Annotated in this window: 15 protein-coding genes; 11 read left to right on the forward strand and 4 right to left on the reverse strand. The window is 69.2% G+C overall.

What is annotated here, in order from left to right; genetic code table 11:
• Positions 1–3: 3 nt before the first annotated feature.
• Positions 4–213, reverse strand: a complete 210-nt coding sequence (locus NZH93_RS28230) for a helix-turn-helix domain-containing protein (protein ID WP_259626257.1) — start codon at positions 211–213, stop codon at positions 4–6.
• A gap of 60 nt (positions 214–273) precedes the next feature.
• On the opposite strand from NZH93_RS28230, the gene NZH93_RS28235 reads away from it, so the two are divergent.
• From NZH93_RS28235 to NZH93_RS28255, 5 genes are all read left to right on the forward strand, one after another.
• The gene (locus tag NZH93_RS28235; protein WP_259626258.1) at positions 274–648 is read left to right on the forward strand and encodes an NTP pyrophosphohydrolase; all 375 of its coding nucleotides are present in this window, start codon (positions 274–276) and stop codon (positions 646–648) included.
• A gap of 67 nt (positions 649–715) precedes the next feature.
• Positions 716–2,554 carry an NHL domain-containing thioredoxin family protein gene (locus NZH93_RS28240; protein WP_259626259.1) on the forward strand — a complete coding sequence of 613 codons (1,839 nt, stop codon included), beginning with the start codon at positions 716–718 and terminating at the stop codon, positions 2,552–2,554.
• 49 nt (positions 2,555–2,603) lie between these two features.
• Positions 2,604–2,924, forward strand: a complete 321-nt coding sequence (locus tag NZH93_RS28245; RefSeq protein WP_259626260.1) for a GroES family chaperonin — start codon at positions 2,604–2,606, stop codon at positions 2,922–2,924.
• 558 nt (positions 2,925–3,482) lie between these two features.
• Complete coding sequence (locus NZH93_RS28250) at positions 3,483–5,234, forward strand: VanW family protein (protein ID WP_276024307.1); 1,752 nt, start codon at positions 3,483–3,485, stop codon at positions 5,232–5,234.
• A 106-nt stretch (positions 5,235–5,340) separates the two neighbouring features.
• Complete coding sequence (locus NZH93_RS28255) at positions 5,341–6,156, forward strand: DUF1206 domain-containing protein (RefSeq protein ID WP_259626262.1); 816 nt, start codon at positions 5,341–5,343, stop codon at positions 6,154–6,156.
• A 58-nt stretch (positions 6,157–6,214) separates the two neighbouring features.
• Here the strand turns inward: NZH93_RS28255 and NZH93_RS28260 are convergent, their stop codons facing one another.
• Positions 6,215–8,050, reverse strand: a complete 1,836-nt coding sequence (locus NZH93_RS28260; RefSeq protein WP_259626449.1) for an acyl-CoA dehydrogenase — start codon at positions 8,048–8,050, stop codon at positions 6,215–6,217.
• A 377-nt stretch (positions 8,051–8,427) separates the two neighbouring features.
• Here NZH93_RS28260 and NZH93_RS28265 point away from each other — a divergent pair, with 377 nt between their 5' ends.
• The 4 genes from NZH93_RS28265 to NZH93_RS28280 all read left to right on the forward strand — a co-directional run bounded on the left by NZH93_RS28265 (position 8,428) and on the right by NZH93_RS28280 (position 12,192).
• Positions 8,428–9,954, forward strand: coding sequence for a sodium:solute symporter family protein (locus tag NZH93_RS28265; protein ID WP_259626263.1), 1,527 nt, complete (start codon positions 8,428–8,430; stop codon positions 9,952–9,954).
• A 68-nt stretch (positions 9,955–10,022) separates the two neighbouring features.
• On the forward strand, positions 10,023–10,829 hold the full coding sequence (locus NZH93_RS28270) for a class I SAM-dependent methyltransferase (RefSeq protein WP_259626264.1): 807 nt from the start codon (positions 10,023–10,025) through the stop codon (positions 10,827–10,829).
• Positions 10,829–11,356 (forward strand): DUF6886 family protein, encoded by a 528-nt coding sequence (locus tag NZH93_RS28275; RefSeq protein ID WP_259626265.1) that lies wholly within the window; start codon positions 10,829–10,831, stop codon positions 11,354–11,356. The genes NZH93_RS28270 and NZH93_RS28275 overlap by 1 nt, the downstream gene beginning before the upstream one ends.
• A 29-nt stretch (positions 11,357–11,385) precedes the next feature.
• On the forward strand, positions 11,386–12,192 hold the full coding sequence (locus NZH93_RS28280) for a hypothetical protein (RefSeq protein WP_259626266.1): 807 nt from the start codon (positions 11,386–11,388) through the stop codon (positions 12,190–12,192).
• Here NZH93_RS28280 and NZH93_RS28285 read toward each other — a convergent pair.
• Positions 12,173–13,309, reverse strand: a complete 1,137-nt coding sequence (locus NZH93_RS28285; protein ID WP_259626267.1) for an FAD-dependent oxidoreductase — start codon at positions 13,307–13,309, stop codon at positions 12,173–12,175. The genes NZH93_RS28280 and NZH93_RS28285 overlap by 20 nt on opposite strands.
• Before the next feature lie 102 nt (positions 13,310–13,411).
• Between NZH93_RS28285 and NZH93_RS28290 the strand changes: the two genes are divergently transcribed.
• Together NZH93_RS28290 and NZH93_RS28295 are read left to right on the forward strand one after the other, a co-directional pair.
• Positions 13,412–14,089 carry a TetR/AcrR family transcriptional regulator gene (locus NZH93_RS28290; protein WP_259626268.1) on the forward strand — a complete coding sequence of 226 codons (678 nt, stop codon included), beginning with the start codon at positions 13,412–13,414 and terminating at the stop codon, positions 14,087–14,089.
• Between the two features lie 264 nt (positions 14,090–14,353).
• Complete coding sequence (locus NZH93_RS28295; protein ID WP_259626269.1) at positions 14,354–14,947, forward strand: DUF4232 domain-containing protein; 594 nt, start codon at positions 14,354–14,356, stop codon at positions 14,945–14,947.
• 211 nt (positions 14,948–15,158) lie between these two features.
• On the opposite strand, the gene NZH93_RS28300 is transcribed toward NZH93_RS28295, so the two are convergent.
• The gene (locus NZH93_RS28300) at positions 15,159–15,575 is read right to left on the reverse strand and encodes a DUF4145 domain-containing protein (RefSeq protein WP_259626270.1); all 417 of its coding nucleotides are present in this window, start codon (positions 15,573–15,575) and stop codon (positions 15,159–15,161) included.
• Between the last annotated feature and the right edge of the window lie 269 nt (positions 15,576–15,844).

The raw sequence follows: 15,844 nt of genomic DNA on the forward strand, positions 1-15,844 counted from the left end.
CGGCTACCTCCTGGCGTGCTTCTTGTGGGCGGACTGCCTGGTCACGCCGAGGGAGTCCGCGATGGCCTCCCACGACCAGCCCTGCGCGCGGGCGTTGCGGACGTGCACCGCCTCCAGTTCTTCGAGCAGGCGGCGCAGCGCGGCGACCGCCGCCAGGCCCTGCCCCGGTTCCTGCCCGTTGGCGGTGGCCGCCAGTTCCGTCGCGGACTCCATGTTTGTCAACCTAGGGTGACAAACATGCGCGTGTCAACCGAAGCTGACAAACTGGTCCGCATGGACGAACTCCCGCTGCTGGTCGTCGACTCCGCCAACGTCGTCGGCTCGGTGCCGGACGGCTGGTGGCGCGACCGAGCGGGCGCCGCCGCACGCCTGCGCGACTCCCTCGTCCCCGTTGCCGCGCAAGGCATCGACGCCGACGGCCCGATGGAGGTCGTGCTCGTCGTCGAGGGCAAGGCCAACGGCGTCGAGTCCGTCGACCACGTCCGCGTGGTCCGCTCACCGGGCGAGGGCGACGACACGATCGTCGACGTGGTCCGCACGGCGGGCGCGGGCAGGCGCACCGTCGTGGTCACCGCGGACCGCGAACTGCGCCGCCGGGTCACCGAACTGGGCGCCGAGGTCGTCGGCCCGCGCACCGTCCGGGGCTGACCGTCCCGGACGTCCCAGGAAGTGGACCCTGGAACAGCCGATCGCCCGCTTGTTGTTGACTTCCGTCGTGACCACAGCTCAACGCCGCCGTGCCCGTGTCCGCGCCCCCGAACTCGTCGGCCGCGGGTGGCTCAACACCGGTGGCGAGGACGTGCGGCTCGCGGACCTGCGCGGCAAGGTCGTGCTGCTCGACTTCTGGACGTTCTGCTGCATCAACTGCCTGCACGTCCTCGACGAGCTCCGCCCGCTGGAGGCCGAGTTCGAGGACGTCCTGGTGACCATCGGGGTCCACTCGCCGAAGTTCGTGCACGAGGCCGATCCGGACGCGCTGGCCGCGGCCGTCGAGCGGTACGAGGTGCACCACCCCGTGCTGGACGACCCGGAGCTGACGACCTGGCAGGCGTACGCCGTGAAGGCGTGGCCGACGCTGGTCGTGGTGGACCCCGAGGGGTACGTGGTGCACGTCGCCGCTGGTGAGGGGCACCTGGACGCGTTGCGGCAGGTCGTCGGCGAGCTGGTGGCCGAGCACGGGGCGAAGGGCACGCTGCACCGCGGTGGCGGTCCGTACGTGGCGCCGGAGCCGGTCGACACGGAGCTGCGGTTCCCGTCGAAGGCGATCGTGACGCCCGCGGGCACGCTGCTCGTCGCCGACTCCGCGCACCACCGCGTGGTGGAGCTGGAGGCCGACGGCGAGACAGTCGTCCGCCGCTTCGGCACCGGCCGGAGGGGGCGGCAGGACGGTGCGGAGCCGACGTTCTCCGAACCGGCGGGCCTCGCGCTGCTGCCGCCGGAGGTCGCGAGCCGGGTCGGTTACGACGTGGTCGTCGCGGACACGGTCAACCACCTGCTGCGCGGTCTGAACCTGGAGACCGGCGAGGTCACCACGGTCGCGGGCACGGGGGAGCAGTGGCGCGGCGGTGAGACCGACGGGCCCGCCGCCGGGATCGAGCTGACCAGCCCGTGGGACGTCGAGTGGTGGGCGCCCGCGAACGGCGTCGCCATCGCGTTGGCGGGCAACCACACCCTCGGCCTGTTCGACCCGGTCACCGAGCGCCTCAGCCGGTTGGCGGGCACCACCGTCGAAGGCCTGAGCGACGGTCCGGCGCTGGAGGCGTTCTTCGCCCAGACGTCCGGGCTGGCGGCGGACGGGGACCGGCTGTGGCTGGTGGACTCCGAGACGTCCGCGCTGCGCTGGCTGGACGCGGACCGCACGGTCCACACGGCGATCGGCAGGGGGCTGTTCGACTTCGGCCACCGCGACGGGAAGGCCGACCAGGCGCTGCTCCAGCACCCGCTGGGCGTGGCGGTCCTGCCGGACGGCAGCGTCGCCGTCGCGGACACGTACAACGGCGCCCTGCGGCGCTACGACCCGAGCACCGACGAGGTCTCGACGCTCGCGAGCGGCGTCGCCGAGCCGTCGGGGGTGGTGCTGGTCGACGGCGAGCTGGTCGTCGTGGCGTCGGCGGCGCACCGCCTGGACCGGCCGGTCTCCCCCGGCGTCGCGGCGGAACTGGTGTCCGGGCAGGCGCACCGGGTGCGCAGGCCGCCGTCGGTCATCGGGACCGGCGAGGTGGAGCTGGTAGTCGTGTTTACCCCACCAAAAGGGACGAAACTGGACGAAAGGTATGGTCCCTCGACGCGGCTGGAGGTCACGAGTTCGCCACCGGAATTGCTCCTCGACGGAGCCGGTGTCACGACCGACCTCACCCGCACCCTGAGGATCGCCGAGGGGATCGCCGACGGCGTGCTGCACGTCGTCGCACAGGCCGCTAGCTGCACGGATGACCCCGCCGTGGAACACCCGGTCTGCCGTCTCACCCGTCAGGACTGGGGTGTACCCGTTCGTGTGACAGCGGGTGGACCGAACAGGCTGCCGCTCATGATGGGCGGCCTCGACGACAACTAGGGGTGGACACCTGGTCCAGTCGTCCGGATCTGCCACGTAGACTCTGCGAGTGGCTGATGTCAAGCTCGAGATCCAGATGCTGCACGACCGCGTCTTGGTGCGGATCTCGCCCGAGGACGGGGAGCGCCGCAGCAGCGGCGGCATCGTGATCCCGTCCACGGCGCAGATGGCGAAGCGCCTCTCCTGGGGAGACGTCCACGGCATCGGTACCCACGTGCGCCACGTGAAGGTCGGCGACCGGGTGCTGTTCAACCCGGACGACCAGCTCGAAGTCGAGGTTCACGGTCAGACCTACCTGGTCATGAGGGAGCGGGACGTGCACGCGACCGCGACCGAGCAGACCGATCAGGGGACCGGTCTTTACCTGTGACACCCCCGAACGTGATCACCGCGTGATGGCGTTCCGGTAACAACTCGCTAGACGACCTTTGACGAGCCAGAAGGGGGCGCGGTGCCGGACAAGCAGCGGCCCGAGTACGAGGCGGAGCGGACCATGGCGATCGAGCCGGTCCGCCCGCGGGAGACCGCGTCGGAGAAGACGGCGAAGTTCTCCGCGGCCTCGCTCCAGGCTTCGCAGGACACCGGCTGGCCCGAGCACGAGCCCGACGGTGAAGCCGAGTTCGCGAGTTCCCCGACGGTGCGCACCGCGCCGCCGCCCCCGCCGCCGTTCGCCCCGCCCACGCCCCAGGCCGAGGCGACGTCGTTCCTGAACACCCCGCCGCCCCCGGTCCCCGGCCCGCCGGTGGACGCGACGTCGTTCCTCGGGGTGCCCGGTCCGACGGCCGAGGCGACCTCGTTCGTCGGCGCTCCCGGCCCGACCGCGGAGGCGACCTCGTTCGTCGGGGCGCCCACGCCGCCCGCCGCGGCGACGTCCTTCTACAACTCGCCCCCGCCCCCGGACGGGACCACCGCGGTCCACGGCCCGGTGATGGTCGAGCAGGGTGAGGACGGCGACCCCGAGGCCGCCGCGGCGGCCCGCAAGAAGCGCCTGCGCAAGATCGGCATCGTCGCCGGCGCGGCCGCGGGTGTGCTCGTCGCCCTGTACGGCCTGGACATCCTGATCTCCAGCGGCAACGTGCCGCGCGGCGTGACGGTCGCGGGCGTCGAGGTCGGCGGGCTGAGCCACGGCGAGGCCGAGGCCAAGCTGCGCCAGCAGATCGAGCCGCGCCTGAGCCTGCCGTTCAAGGCGACGGCCGGTGACGTCGAGACCGAGATCGACCCGAAGGCCGCCGGTCTGACGCTCGACTGGTCGTCCACGATCGACCGCGCGGGCAGCCAGCCGCTGTCGCCGATCACCCGCGTGACCTCGTTCTTCACCTCCCGCGAGGTCGGGTTCGCCACGTCGAGCGACTCGACGAAGCTGGCGGCCGCGCTGGAGGGCATGCGCGCCACGACCGACCACGACCCCGTCGAGGGCACGATCGCGTTCGAGGGTGCGACGCCGAAGGCCGTCGACCCGAAGCAGGGCCAGAAGCTCGAAGCCGACAAGGCGTCCGCCGTCGTGCTCGCCGACTGGGCCAAGGGCCAGGTCGAACTGCCCGTGACGACGACGCCGGTGAAGACCACGAAGGAAGGCGTCGAGAAGGCGCTGAACGAGGTCGCGAAGCCCGCCGTCGCCTCCCCCGTGCTGGTGAAGGGCGAGGGCAAGGACGCGACCCTCACGCCGGAGCAGCTCGCCGGGGTCCTCGTGTTCGAGCCCGCGGACGGCGGTGCCCTCAACGCGAAGATCGACGGCGCCAAGTTCGCCGAGGCCGCCGGTCCCCAGCTCAAGGAGACCGAGAAGGAGGGCAAGGACGCCGAGGTCGTCTTCGACAGCGGCGCCCCCGTCGTCAAGGAGTCCGTCGACGGCCTCTCCATCGACTGGGAGAAGAGCCTCGTGCCCGGCCTGGACGTGCTCAAGCGCGCCGACCAGCGCGAGATCAAGGCCGAGTACAAGAAGACGCCCGCCAAGGTCACCACCGAGGCCGCCAACAAGCTGGGCATCAAGGAGGTCATCGGCTCCTTCGAGACCGGTGGCTTCGCGGCGGACTCCGGGACGAACATCAAGGTCGTCGCGGCCAAGGTGAACGGCGCCATCGTCAAACCTGGCGAAACGTTCAGCCTCAACGGTTTCACCGGCCAGCGCGCCGCGGCCCAGGGCTACGTCGAGGCGGGCATCATCAACAACGGCGCCCCCGGCCGGGCGGTCGGCGGTGGCATCTCGCAGTTCGCCACGACGCTGTACAACGCGTCGTACTACGCGGGCATGAAGGACGCGGGCCACCAGGCGCACAGCTACTGGATCTCCCGGTACCCGGCGGGCCGCGAGGCCACCGTGTTCGAGAACCCGGACGGCTCCAGCGTCATCGACCTGAAGTTCACCAACGACGCCGAGACCGGCGTGGCCATCCAGACGATCTGGACGCCGTCGTCGCTGAAGGTCGTCCTCTGGGGCACGAAGCGCTTCCAGATCGAGGGCGTGACCGGTGAGAAGACGAACTTCACCGAGCCGCAGACGATCCACAAGGAGACCACGCCGTGCGCGGCGGGCACCGGTGCCCAGGGCTTCACGGTCACCGACACCCGGATCATCAAGGACCTGGCGGGCAACGAGGTCCGCCGGGAGAACCAGACGGTCAAGTACGACGCGTCCCCGACGATCGTGTGCGGTCCCAAGGACCCCAAGCCGCCGGGTAGCTGATCCCGAGAACGCCCGCGGAAGCCCGTCCAGCTCGAAGCTGGGCGGGCTTCCGCGTGTGAAGCCCCGGTCAGGTGGGTATCACTCGTCCGAGTGATTGGAGCCCGCCGTGGGTACAGCGCAACGCACAGCACGTGAGGTCAACGAGAACCCGGTCGTCCAGGTCGCGGGCCGGGTGGGCATGGTGTTCTACGGGATCCTGTACGTGCTCCTGGCCTTCATCACGGCCCAGGTCGTGCTCGGCGACAGCGGGGAGCAGGCGGACCAGAAGGGCGCGCTCGGGCAGATCGCGTCGACGTCGTTCGGCCCGTTCCTGCTGTGGGTGACGGCCATCGGGCTGTTCGCCTTCGCGCTGTGGCAGGTGCTGGAAGCCGCCATCGGCTACACGTGGATCGGCAAGAAGCGCAAGCGCGTCGGCAAGCGCATCGGCGCCGCCTCGCGCGCCATCACCGGCGTGATCCTCGGGTTCGCCGCGATCAAGTACGCCTCCGGTTCCAGCAGCGGTGACTCCAGCGAGCAGCAGCAGGAGCTGACCGCGCAGGTGCTCGCGCTGCCCGCTGGCCAGTTCCTCGTCGGAGCGGTCGCGATCGGCGTCCTGGTCATCGCGTTCATCGTGATCCGCAAGGGCGTCAAGAAGAGCTTCGAGGAAGACCTCAACATGGGCGAACTGCCCGGCGGCACGCGGAAGTTCGTCGAGCGCACCGGCCGCATCGGCTGGATCGGCAAGGGCCTGGCGTACGCGATCATCGGCCTGCTGGTCGGCATCGCCGCCGTCAACGCGGACCCCGAGCAGTCCGGCGGCCTCGACAAGGCGCTGCACACGCTCGCGGGCGAGCCGTACGGCGTGTTCCTGCTCGCCGTGATCGCGCTCGGGTTCTTCGGGTTCGGCATCTACTGCTTCGCCGCGGCGCGCGCCCACAAGTGACGTGCGAAAAGGGGGCGTCCTGACCGTTTCCGGTCGGGACGCCCCCTTTTTCGGTGCGTCAGAAGGAACTCTCGTCCACGTCCATCAGCGAGTTGTCCGTCGACTCGGTGACCTTGCGGCGGGCGCTCAGCTCCGGCAGGACGTTGCGGGCGAAGAACGACGCCACCGCGACCTTGCCCTCGTAGAACGCCTTGTCCTTGGCGGACACCGGTTCCGCCAGCTTCGCCAGCGCCACCTCGGCCTGGCGCAGCAGCAGCCAGCCGACCAGCACGTCACCCGCGGTCATCAGCAGGCGGACCGAGCTCTGGCCGACCTTGTAGATGTTGCGGACGTCCTCCTGCGACGTGGTCAGGAAGCCGACCATCGCGCCGAGCATGCCCTGGAGGTCCTCCAGGCCCTGCTTGAGCAGCGCCCGCTCCTCCTTCAGGCGGCCGTTGCCGCCCTCGTTGTCGAGGAAAGCCTGGATCTCGCCGTTGATGAACCCGAGCGCCTGGCCCTTGTCCCGGATGATCTTGCGGAAGAAGAAGTCCAGCGACTGGATCGCCGTCGTGCCCTCGTACAGCGAGTCGATCTTCGAGTCCCGGATGTACTGCTCGATCGGGTACTCCTGGAGGAAACCCGACCCGCCGAGCGTCTGCAACGACTGCGCGAGCTGCTCGTAGGCCCGCTCCGAGCCGACGCCCTTGACGATCGGCAGCAGCAGGTCGTTGACCTTCCCGGCCAGCTCCTTGTCCTCGCCGCCCAGCGCGATCCGGTCCTGGAACGTCGCCGTGTACAGGTACACGGCCCGCAGCCCCTCGGCGTACGCCTTCTGGAGCATCAGGCTGCGCCGGACGTCCGGGTGGTTCGTGATCGTCACGCGCGGAGCGGTCTTGTCCGTCATCCGCGTCAGGTCCGCGCTCTGCACGCGCTCCTTGGCGTAGGCCAGCGCGTTGAGGTAGCCGGTCGACAGCGTGCCGATCGCCTTGGTGCCGACCATCATCCGCGCGTGCTCGATGACCTCGAACATCTGCGCGATGCCGTCGTGCACCTCGCCGAGCAGCCAGCCCTTGGCGGGCACGCCGTGCTGGCCGAACGTCAGCTCGCAGGTCGTGGAGACCTTGAGGCCCATCTTGTGCTCGACGTTGGTGACGAAGGCGCCGTTGCGCTCGCCCAGCTCACCGGTCTCGCCGTCGAAGTGGAACTTGGGCACCAGGAACATGCTCAGGCCCTTGGTACCGGGCCGCGCCTCGACGCCGGGGCCCTCGGGCCGCGCCAGCACCAGGTGCATGATGTTGTCGGTCAGGTCCTGGTCGGCGGACGTGATGAACCGCTTCACGCCGTCGATGTGCCAGGAACCGTCCTCCTGGAGCACGGCCTTCGTGCGGCCCGCGCCGACGTCGGAGCCCGCGTCGGGCTCGGTCAGCACCATCGTGGCGCCCCAGCCGTGCTCGATGCAGGTCTTGGCCCACCGCTTCTGCTCTTCGGTGCCGTTGTTGTAGACGACCGAGGAGAAGCTCGGGCCCGCCATGTACATGTACGCGGCCGGGTTCGAGCCCAGGATCAGCTCGGACGCCGCCCACTGCACCGACGGCGGCACGCCGTAGCCGCCCAGCTCGTCCGACAGCGAGAGGCGGTACCACTCGCCGTCCCACAGCGCCTGGTACGACTTCTTGAACGACTCGGGCAGCGTCGCCGAGTGCGTCTTCGGGTCGAAGACCGGCGGGTTGCGGTCGGAGTCGACGAACGACTCCGCCAGCGGGCCGACGGCGAGCTTGTTCAGCTCGGCCAGCACCCCGCGCGCGGTCTCCTCGTCAGCCTGTTCGAACGGCCCCGTGCCGAGGTGGTCCTGCACGTTGAAGACCTCGAAGAGGTTGAACTCCAGGTCCCTGACGTTGCTCTTGTAGTGGCCCATCTCGTCACTCACTCCCGAAAGGTGCGGGGCCTGTCCCTCTATCCCCTACTGACCGGTAACAACAGAGTATTACCTGTCAGTAACCCCGGCAAGGGGAATACCCCGGATGTGGCGAGCCAGACGCTCCAACCCTTCGGTGGGCGACTGCGGACCCGGCTTGTCAACGCGGCCGATCGGGTGCCGCCACGCCCGTCAACGTGCACATATGTGAACAAGGATCACAAATGTGAGTCAGTTCTCTGTCAAGGCCTTCCGCGCACCGCAACAGCCTCGTAAGACCTACGTCACATAACCCGTGTGGATGAGCTGGGCACCGCCGCCCGTGTCGCCCAGCTCCTGCGGACGGGCCGCACTCTCTGTGCACACCAGGAGGTCTCATGGGCACCCTCGACTGGATCGTGGTCGCTGGGTACTTCTTCGTCATGGTGGCCATCGGTATTTGGTCGCGCGGGCGGGTCAAGAACATCGCCGACTTCTTCACCGCGGGCGGCCGGATGCCGTGGTGGCTGTCGGGCATCTCGCACCACATGTCCGGCTACAGCGCCGTCATGTTCGTCGCGTTCGCCGCCGAGGCGTACCGGTTGGGCCTCACGGTCTACATCTGGTGGTCGCTGACCATCGGCATCGGTGTCGGCATCGGCGCGTTCCTGTTCGCCGGGCGCTGGAACCGGTTGCGCGCCAAGCACAACGTGGCCTCACCGCTGGAGTACCTGGCGCGGCGCTACAACGTGCCGACCCAGCAGTTGATGGCGTGGTGCGGTGCCGTCCTCAAGGTCGTCGACATCGCGGCCAAGTGGGCCGCCGTCTCGATCCTGCTGCGCGGGTTCGCCGGGGTGCCCATCACGTGGGGCATCATCCTGATCGGCCTCGTCACGATGGTCTACTCGGTGCTGGGCGGCCTGTGGGCCGACGCGCTCACCGACATGGGCCAGTTCGTCATCCAGGGCGCCGCGGGCATCGCGATGTTCGTCGCGGTCGCCGCGCACCTCGGCGGCGTCGACTTCATGTGGACGATTTGGGACAAGCTGCCCGAGTCGCACAGCGACCCGCTGTCCGGGCCCTACACGTTCACGTTCTTCATGGCGCTCTTCCTGATCAAGACGCTGGAGTACAACGGCGGCATGTGGAACCTGGCGCAGCGCTACATGGCCGCGCCGTCCGGTGCCGCAGCGAAGCGCTCCGCCCTGCTGTCCGCGGGCCTCTGGCTCGTGTGGCCGCTGGTCCTGTTCTTCCCGATGTGGGCGGCGCCGCTGATCGTGCCGGGCATGGAGGGCAACGCCGAGCAGGCGTACGTCGAGATGGGCAAGGCGATGCTCCCCGCGGGCATGGTCGGCCTGGTGCTGGCGGGCTTCTTCTCGCACACCATGGCGATGGTGTCGTCGGACGCGAACGTGATCTCCGCGGTCATCACCAGGGACATGCTGCCCAAGCTGTGGAAGGGCATCACCAGGTTGACGTCGGACAACCAGTTGAAACTGGCCAGGGTCACGACGTTCCTCTTCATCGGCCTCAGCATGATCATCGCGATCACGTCCGGCGGGCAGGGTTTCGTGCTCAAGGTCGTGGTCGACCTGGTGGCCGCGACGATGGGTCCGATCGCCATCCCGTTGATGCTGGGCCTGCTCCCGTGGTTCCGGAAGTTCGGCCCGTCGGCGGCCATCGCCTCGGTGGTCGGCGGACTCGGCGTCTGGGCGTTCCTCTACATCGAACAGCTCCAGAAGGCCGCCTTCGTCACGAAGGGCGTGCTGGTCGCGACACCGCTGATCGTGTCGCTGGTCCTGTACATCGCGTTCGGCCTGCTCAAGCCCGAGCCGTCGACCGACCGGGACGAGCTGCTCGAGTCGCTCAACTCCGACGACGAGACCAAACCCGCGGGCGAGGAGTCCGCGACCGTCAAGGCGTGACGGCTGGGAAGGGGGCCGCCTCCGGGTGGCCCCCTTTTCCCACTTGCGCCCGGTCCTAACGTCAACCCATGGGGATCGCACCGGAAGTGGCCGCCCACTACGACGAGGGCGCCGAGCAGGCCCGCCTGTGCACCGGGAGGGGGCTGCTGGAACTCCTGCGCACGCAGGACGTCCTCCGCCGCCACCTGCCGCACGCCCCGGCGAAGATCCTCGACGTCGGCGGCGGCCCCGGCACCCACGCCGAGTGGCTCGCCGCCGACGGCCACCGGGTCCACTTGGTCGACCCCGTCCCGCTGCACGTCCAGCAGGCGAACGGGCTCTTCGGCGTCCGCGCGACCCTGGGCGACGCCCGCGCGCTGGCCGCGGCCGACGCCGCGTACGACGTGGTGCTCCTGTGCGGCCCGCTCTACCACCTGACCAGCGCCGAGGACCGCCTCGCCGCGTGGCGCGAAGCCGCCCGCGTCGCCCGCCCCGGCGGCCTGGTCGCGGCCGCCGTGATCACCCGCTACGCCTCCCTGTTCGACGGCATCAGCCGCCCGTCCTTCCCACGCGACGCCCGCTACCGGCCTGTCGTCGACCACGCCGTCGAAACCGGCGAGCACCACCCACCACCGGACACGCACTGGTTCACCACGGCGTACTTCCACCGCCCCGAGGAGCCCGCCGCCGAAGCCCGCGCCGCGGGCCTGGACGTCGTCGCCACCGTCGCCGTCGAAGGCTCAGCGGGCATGCTCGCGGAACGCGACCTGGAAGCCGCGCTCGCCGACGACACCCACCGCGACTACCTCCTGTGGGCGTTGCGCCGCACCGAGGACGACCCGTCCGTGCACGGCGCGTCCAGCCACCTCCTGACGCTGGCGAGGAAACCGCGGTGATGCCCGAACCCGGCCAGGTCCTGCACTTCTCCGAGGACCCGACCATCACCGAGTTCGTCCCGCACGTCGCCGCAACCGCCAGGCAGCGCACCCCGTACGTCTGGGCCGTCGACGCGACCCGCTGCCCCGACTACTGGTTCCCCCGCGACTGCCCCAGAGCCATGGCCTGGCCAACCCCGACCACCACCCCCACCGACCGCACCACCATCCTCGGCCCAGGCGCGTTCCGCCTGCACGCCGTCGAATACGGCTGGCTCGACACCCTGCGCACCACCCGCCTGTACGCGTACCGCCTACCAGCAGCCGCTTTCACCCCGTTCGGCGAAGACACCCACGCCCACGTGAGCACCCGACCGGTCCGCCCACTGGGCCCGGCCGAATCGGTCGGCGACCTCCTGGCGCTGCACGAGCAAGCAGGCATCCACCTCCACGTACTCCCCACCCTGTGGCCGCTGTGGGACAGGATCACCACCAGCACCCTCGGCTACAGCGGCATCCGCCTGAGCAACGCCCGCCCGCGGCCCTAGCGGATCGCCCCCAACGGAAGGAACCCGCCGTGGACGACGCCTGGCCCGAAGTGGTGAAGGGGTGGGAACTCGCCCGGTACGGCCACGTCGAGCGCTACCGCAGGCGGTTGGCCAACAAGGTCACGGTGTTCGCGACCTGGGACGCCGGACCCGGCACCGGCACGGTGGAAGCCCGCGTCGACTCGTTCGGCCTCGGACGCACGTTGACCCGTGCCCGCAAGGACTTCCGCGACAAGGAGGCGTTCTGGACGGCCGCGCACTGCGTGGTCGAGATCGCCGCCAACCTGCCGTCGCTGGGCGCGGGCGTCGAGAGTCCCGCCGACTCCGCCCTGTTCGACACCGTCGCGGGGTACGTGCACGCCGAACCGGGCTCCTCCGGTGAACCGGACGCGGAGTTGACCTTCACCCTCCTCAGCGGCCGCACGGTCACCCTCCTCCTCTCCGACGAGCAGGCCTTCGACCTGAGCAGGCGCATCGACGGCCTGGACAAGCACGTGTGGTCCGAACAGCGCCACGACGAGGAGGAGGAGAGCGGCGGCGACTACGTTGTCGAGACGCCCGACGTCACCGAAGTGCGCTCCGGACCGGACACCGGCCACGACGTCGTCACCCTCCTGGACACCCTGTTCGGCGTCACCGCGGACCACCTCATGGCGCACGTCGACTGGTCCGCGCTGATCGTCGTCGGCGAACCCGCCGTGAGCACGCTCATCAGCCGTGCCGCCGAACTGGAAACCGCGCTGCACCCGCGCTGGTACCCGGTCACCCTGGACCGGCCGGGCGAGCAGTGGGTCGTCCTCCGCCGCACGGGCCTGGTCACTGCTCTGCCCCGGTGAACACGGCGATCAGGTTCCGGGCCGCGTCGTCACCGAGGAGGATCTTGGAGAACTCGACGCCGTCGGCCGCGGTTTCGGCGCTGCGCGGGAACATCGCCCGCTCGTACTCGGCGAACGCGGCCTCGACGTCGTCCGGGTGCGCGGCCAGCGCCTCGCCCAGCTCGGCGCCGTCCTGCATGGCCAGGTTGGCGCCCTCACCGTTCGGGGGCTGGAGGTGGGCGGCGTCGCCGATCAGGGTCACCCCCGCCACGCGGTCCCACCGGTGCTCGACCGGCAGCGTGAAGTGGGGCCGGTAGCCGGGGTCGGTGTCGCTGTCGGTGATCAGCGCGAGCAGTTCGGGCGCCCACCCGGCGAACTCCCGCTCGACCCGCGCGGTCGCCGCGGCGGGATCGGCGAAGTCGATGCCCTCGAACCACTCCAGCGGCCGGGTGAGCGTCAGGTAGGCGTGCAGGTTCCCGCCGCTCTCCCGGTGGACGTCGATCCTCTTGCCGCTCGTGGCGGTGTCGAACGCGAACAGCGACCCGCCGCCGACGGCCTTCGCCGTGGCGGGGTGGCGGTCGGCGCCGTCGAACAGGAACGTCTCGATGGACGAGGTGCCGCCGTACACGGGCGTGGCGTCGCTGACCAGCGGCCGGACCCGCGACCACGCGCCGTCCGCGCCGACGAGCACGCTCGTGACGACGGAGCCGCCGTCGGCGAACGCGACCTCGTGACGACCCTCGCCGAGCGCGCGGACGCCGGTGACCTTGTGCCCCCACCGGATGGTGCCGTCGGGGAGCGAGTCGAGCAGGATCCGCCGCAGCTCCGCGCGCTGCACCTCCGGACGTCCGCCGGTGCCGTCGTCCGGCCGGTCGAACAGCACGGTGCCGTCCCGGTCGAGCACCCGGTAGTTCTCGCGGCCCTCCAGGACGATGCCGCGGAACTCCTCGAACAGACCGGCCGCCCGGAGCGCGGGCTGGCCGTTGTAGTCGTGGATGTCGAGCATGCCGCCCTGGGCCCGAGCGGTGGGGGAGGCCTCGGCCTCGTAGACCGTGACCGGGATGCCGTGGACGTGCAGGACGCGAGCGAGCGTGAGGCCTCCGAGACCTGCGCCGATGATCGTGACGGGGGTGGGCATGGTGACTCCTCCTAGAGGTCGTGGCCGTCTGACCGACCACGAATGGAATTCCGTTCCAGTCATCATGTTGGAACGCCGCTCCAGATGTGTCAAGATGGTGCCGTGCCTCCATCGCGGTCTGGTCGGTCACAGCGGCGCACCGACGCGCTCTCCCGTGAGCGCATCGTCGAAGCCGCCGTCGAACTGCTCGACGCCGCAGGTGAGAGCGGTTTGACGTTCCGGGTGCTCACCGAACGCCTCGCCACCGGACCCGGGGCGATCTACTGGCACGTGGCCAACAGGGGCGAACTGCTCGCCGCCGCCACCGACGCCGTCGTGGACGCCGCCCTGGCCGCCGAACCCGCCGAACCCACCCCGCAGGCCAGGATCCGAGCCCTCGCATCGAGCCTGTTCGACACGATCGACGCGCACCCGTGGGTGGCGGCGCAGTTGTCCGGCAGCTCCTGGCAGGCGGCGGCACCGCGCATCCTGGAGGTCGTCGGCCGCCAGGTCGGCGCACTCGGCGTCCCCGAGGCCAACTGGTTCACCGTGACCTCGGTACTGGTGCAGTACATCTTCGGCGCGGCCTCGCAGGAAGCCGCCAACTCCGACGTCCTGGACGACCGCGCCACGTACCTCGACGCCGTCGCCACGACGTGGTCCCAACTCGACCCCGACGCGTACCCGTTCATCCGCACCATCGCGCCCCAGCTACGCGACCACGACGACCGCGAGGAGTTCCTCGCCGGCATCGACCTCATCCTCAGCGGCATCACCGCCCAGTACCCGCCAGCCGGTTAGCGGGCGACGAAACAGTTCTACCTTTTGGTTTATCGGTTTTCTTCCCTGGGTGAAGCCTTTTCGCGCGGGAGCAATCGTCTCATTCGGCGCGCCAATGTAGATTTGCTCAAGCACTTGAACGCCTCTGACCTGCTTGAACGCTTCGTTGACGAATTGCGCGCGACGAGGTTGTCCCACGTGTTCCACATCACTTGGACGCATCCTGATGGGGGTCTCGAACATCCTCTAAGCACAAGTTCGAAGTGATGCCAAAGGGGAGAAACAATGCGCAGCAACAAGGTCTTCAAGGGTTCCGCCGCCATCATCGCCATGGCAGCCGTCGCCGCAGTGTCCGCCTGCTCCACCGCCGGCTCGACCACCGCGACCCAGACCCACGGCCCGAGCCCCTCGTCGTCGACCGCCACCGACGGCGCCAAGTCCCTCACCGGCAACACGACCGGCTCGACCACCGCGGACAACTGCCAAGAGATCGACGTCTCGCTCGGCGATCCGCTGCCGTCCGACAAGACGCAGTCGAAGGTAGGGCTGACGATGCTGAACACCGGCCCGACCAACTGCGTACTGCGAGGCTTCCCCGGCGTCCGCCTGGTCGGCAAGGACGGCAAGACGTGGGACCTGAGCCGCACCAACGACCCGGTGGTGGACGTCGAACTGGCACCCGGCTCGACGGCGATCAGCTACCTCACGTACCTACCCACGACCGACACCACCGGCTGGGACGTAGCCGCAATCCAGATCACCCCGCCCAACACCTCCAACACCCAGACCTTCAAATGGCCCCTCGGCAACGTCGTCCTACAGGACGGCGCAACCCACCCCGGCACCTACATCAGCACCGTCGTCGCCCCGTTCGGCTAAACACCCCCCACCACACGCTGAAGGCCCAGACGAGTTGAGGTGACTTGTCTGGGCCTTCAGCGTTGAGCGGGCCACGGGAATCGAACCCGCCTCTTGGCTTGGGGCTCCGATCAACTGGTGCTGGTGGCAGCTCTGACCTGCGTGGGCCCGGCGTCGTGGCTACCCATTATCGACTCCTGTTGACCTGGACTCAGTGCACGTGGAGTGCACATCAGTGCGGTCTAGGCTTAACCCCCTCAGGCAGCTTCTTCCACAGCCCGGCCGCAGTAGCTGGCTTGACAATCAGCTGATCAACTAGATCGTTGGCCATGGACAAGAGCTGCTCTAGTACGGCCGGACCCTCGATGTCATCGAGAACTAAGACCACGAGGTCATCCGGCCCCTCGGTGCCATGCAGCGTCTTGTTTCCTATGTGGCGAACCACGTCAAGCATCTGCCCAACTGGCTCAGTGACTTGCGGGCGGATCCGCGTAATTCTGCTGGCAAGGTTGGCGCGAGCTGGCGCATCTGGGTCGATGATTCTGATCAACTTCTCTACAGCCGCTCGCGCCAATGCTGCTGCGGCGCGGCGCGATGCCGGAGCTACTGCTGCGGCCTCGCGATATAGTTCTTTGACTTCGTCAGGCATGGTCGGATGCGGCGGCGGGACAACTTGGCCGTGTGGGTAGACCATATGACTACCGCGCCACACTGATTGCCCCATGCAACTCGGGCAGGCGGTGGCAAACCATGCCTCGCCTCCAAACGGGCTGCGCAATGTCGACTCAACCGGAACCATGCCCCCCATCTTGGGAACTCTCATCAAATCAGAACGATTATGTCGTGCCTGGACTCCACAGTGCGGACATGCGAAAACTAGGCTGTCGACACGAGAGGCGCGCCTAGGCATGCTGACGG

The sequence above is a fragment of the Umezawaea endophytica genome (genome assembly GCF_025061645.1).
In the GTDB taxonomy this organism is placed as follows: domain Bacteria; phylum Actinomycetota; class Actinomycetes; order Mycobacteriales; family Pseudonocardiaceae; genus Umezawaea; species Umezawaea endophytica.

Coding starts and splice junctions, on each gene's coding strand:
- NZH93_RS28265 (WP_259626263.1), top strand. CDS start 8,428: ATGGGCACCCTCGACTGGATCGTGGTCGCTGGGTACTTCTTCGTCATG.
- NZH93_RS28300 (WP_259626270.1), bottom strand. CDS start 15,575: ATGCCTGACGAAGTCAAAGAACTATATCGCGAGGCCGCAGCAGTAGCT.
- NZH93_RS28295 (WP_259626269.1), top strand. CDS start 14,354: ATGCGCAGCAACAAGGTCTTCAAGGGTTCCGCCGCCATCATCGCCATG.
- NZH93_RS28275 (WP_259626265.1), top strand. CDS start 10,829: ATGCCCGAACCCGGCCAGGTCCTGCACTTCTCCGAGGACCCGACCATC.
- NZH93_RS28285 (WP_259626267.1), bottom strand. CDS start 13,309: ATGCCCACCCCCGTCACGATCATCGGCGCAGGTCTCGGAGGCCTCACG.
- NZH93_RS28260 (WP_259626449.1), bottom strand. CDS start 8,050: ATGGGCCACTACAAGAGCAACGTCAGGGACCTGGAGTTCAACCTCTTC.
- NZH93_RS28250 (WP_276024307.1), top strand. CDS start 3,483: ATGGTCGAGCAGGGTGAGGACGGCGACCCCGAGGCCGCCGCGGCGGCC.
- NZH93_RS28235 (WP_259626258.1), top strand. CDS start 274: ATGGACGAACTCCCGCTGCTGGTCGTCGACTCCGCCAACGTCGTCGGC.
- NZH93_RS28270 (WP_259626264.1), top strand. CDS start 10,023: ATGGGGATCGCACCGGAAGTGGCCGCCCACTACGACGAGGGCGCCGAG.
- NZH93_RS28230 (WP_259626257.1), bottom strand. CDS start 213: ATGGAGTCCGCGACGGAACTGGCGGCCACCGCCAACGGGCAGGAACCG.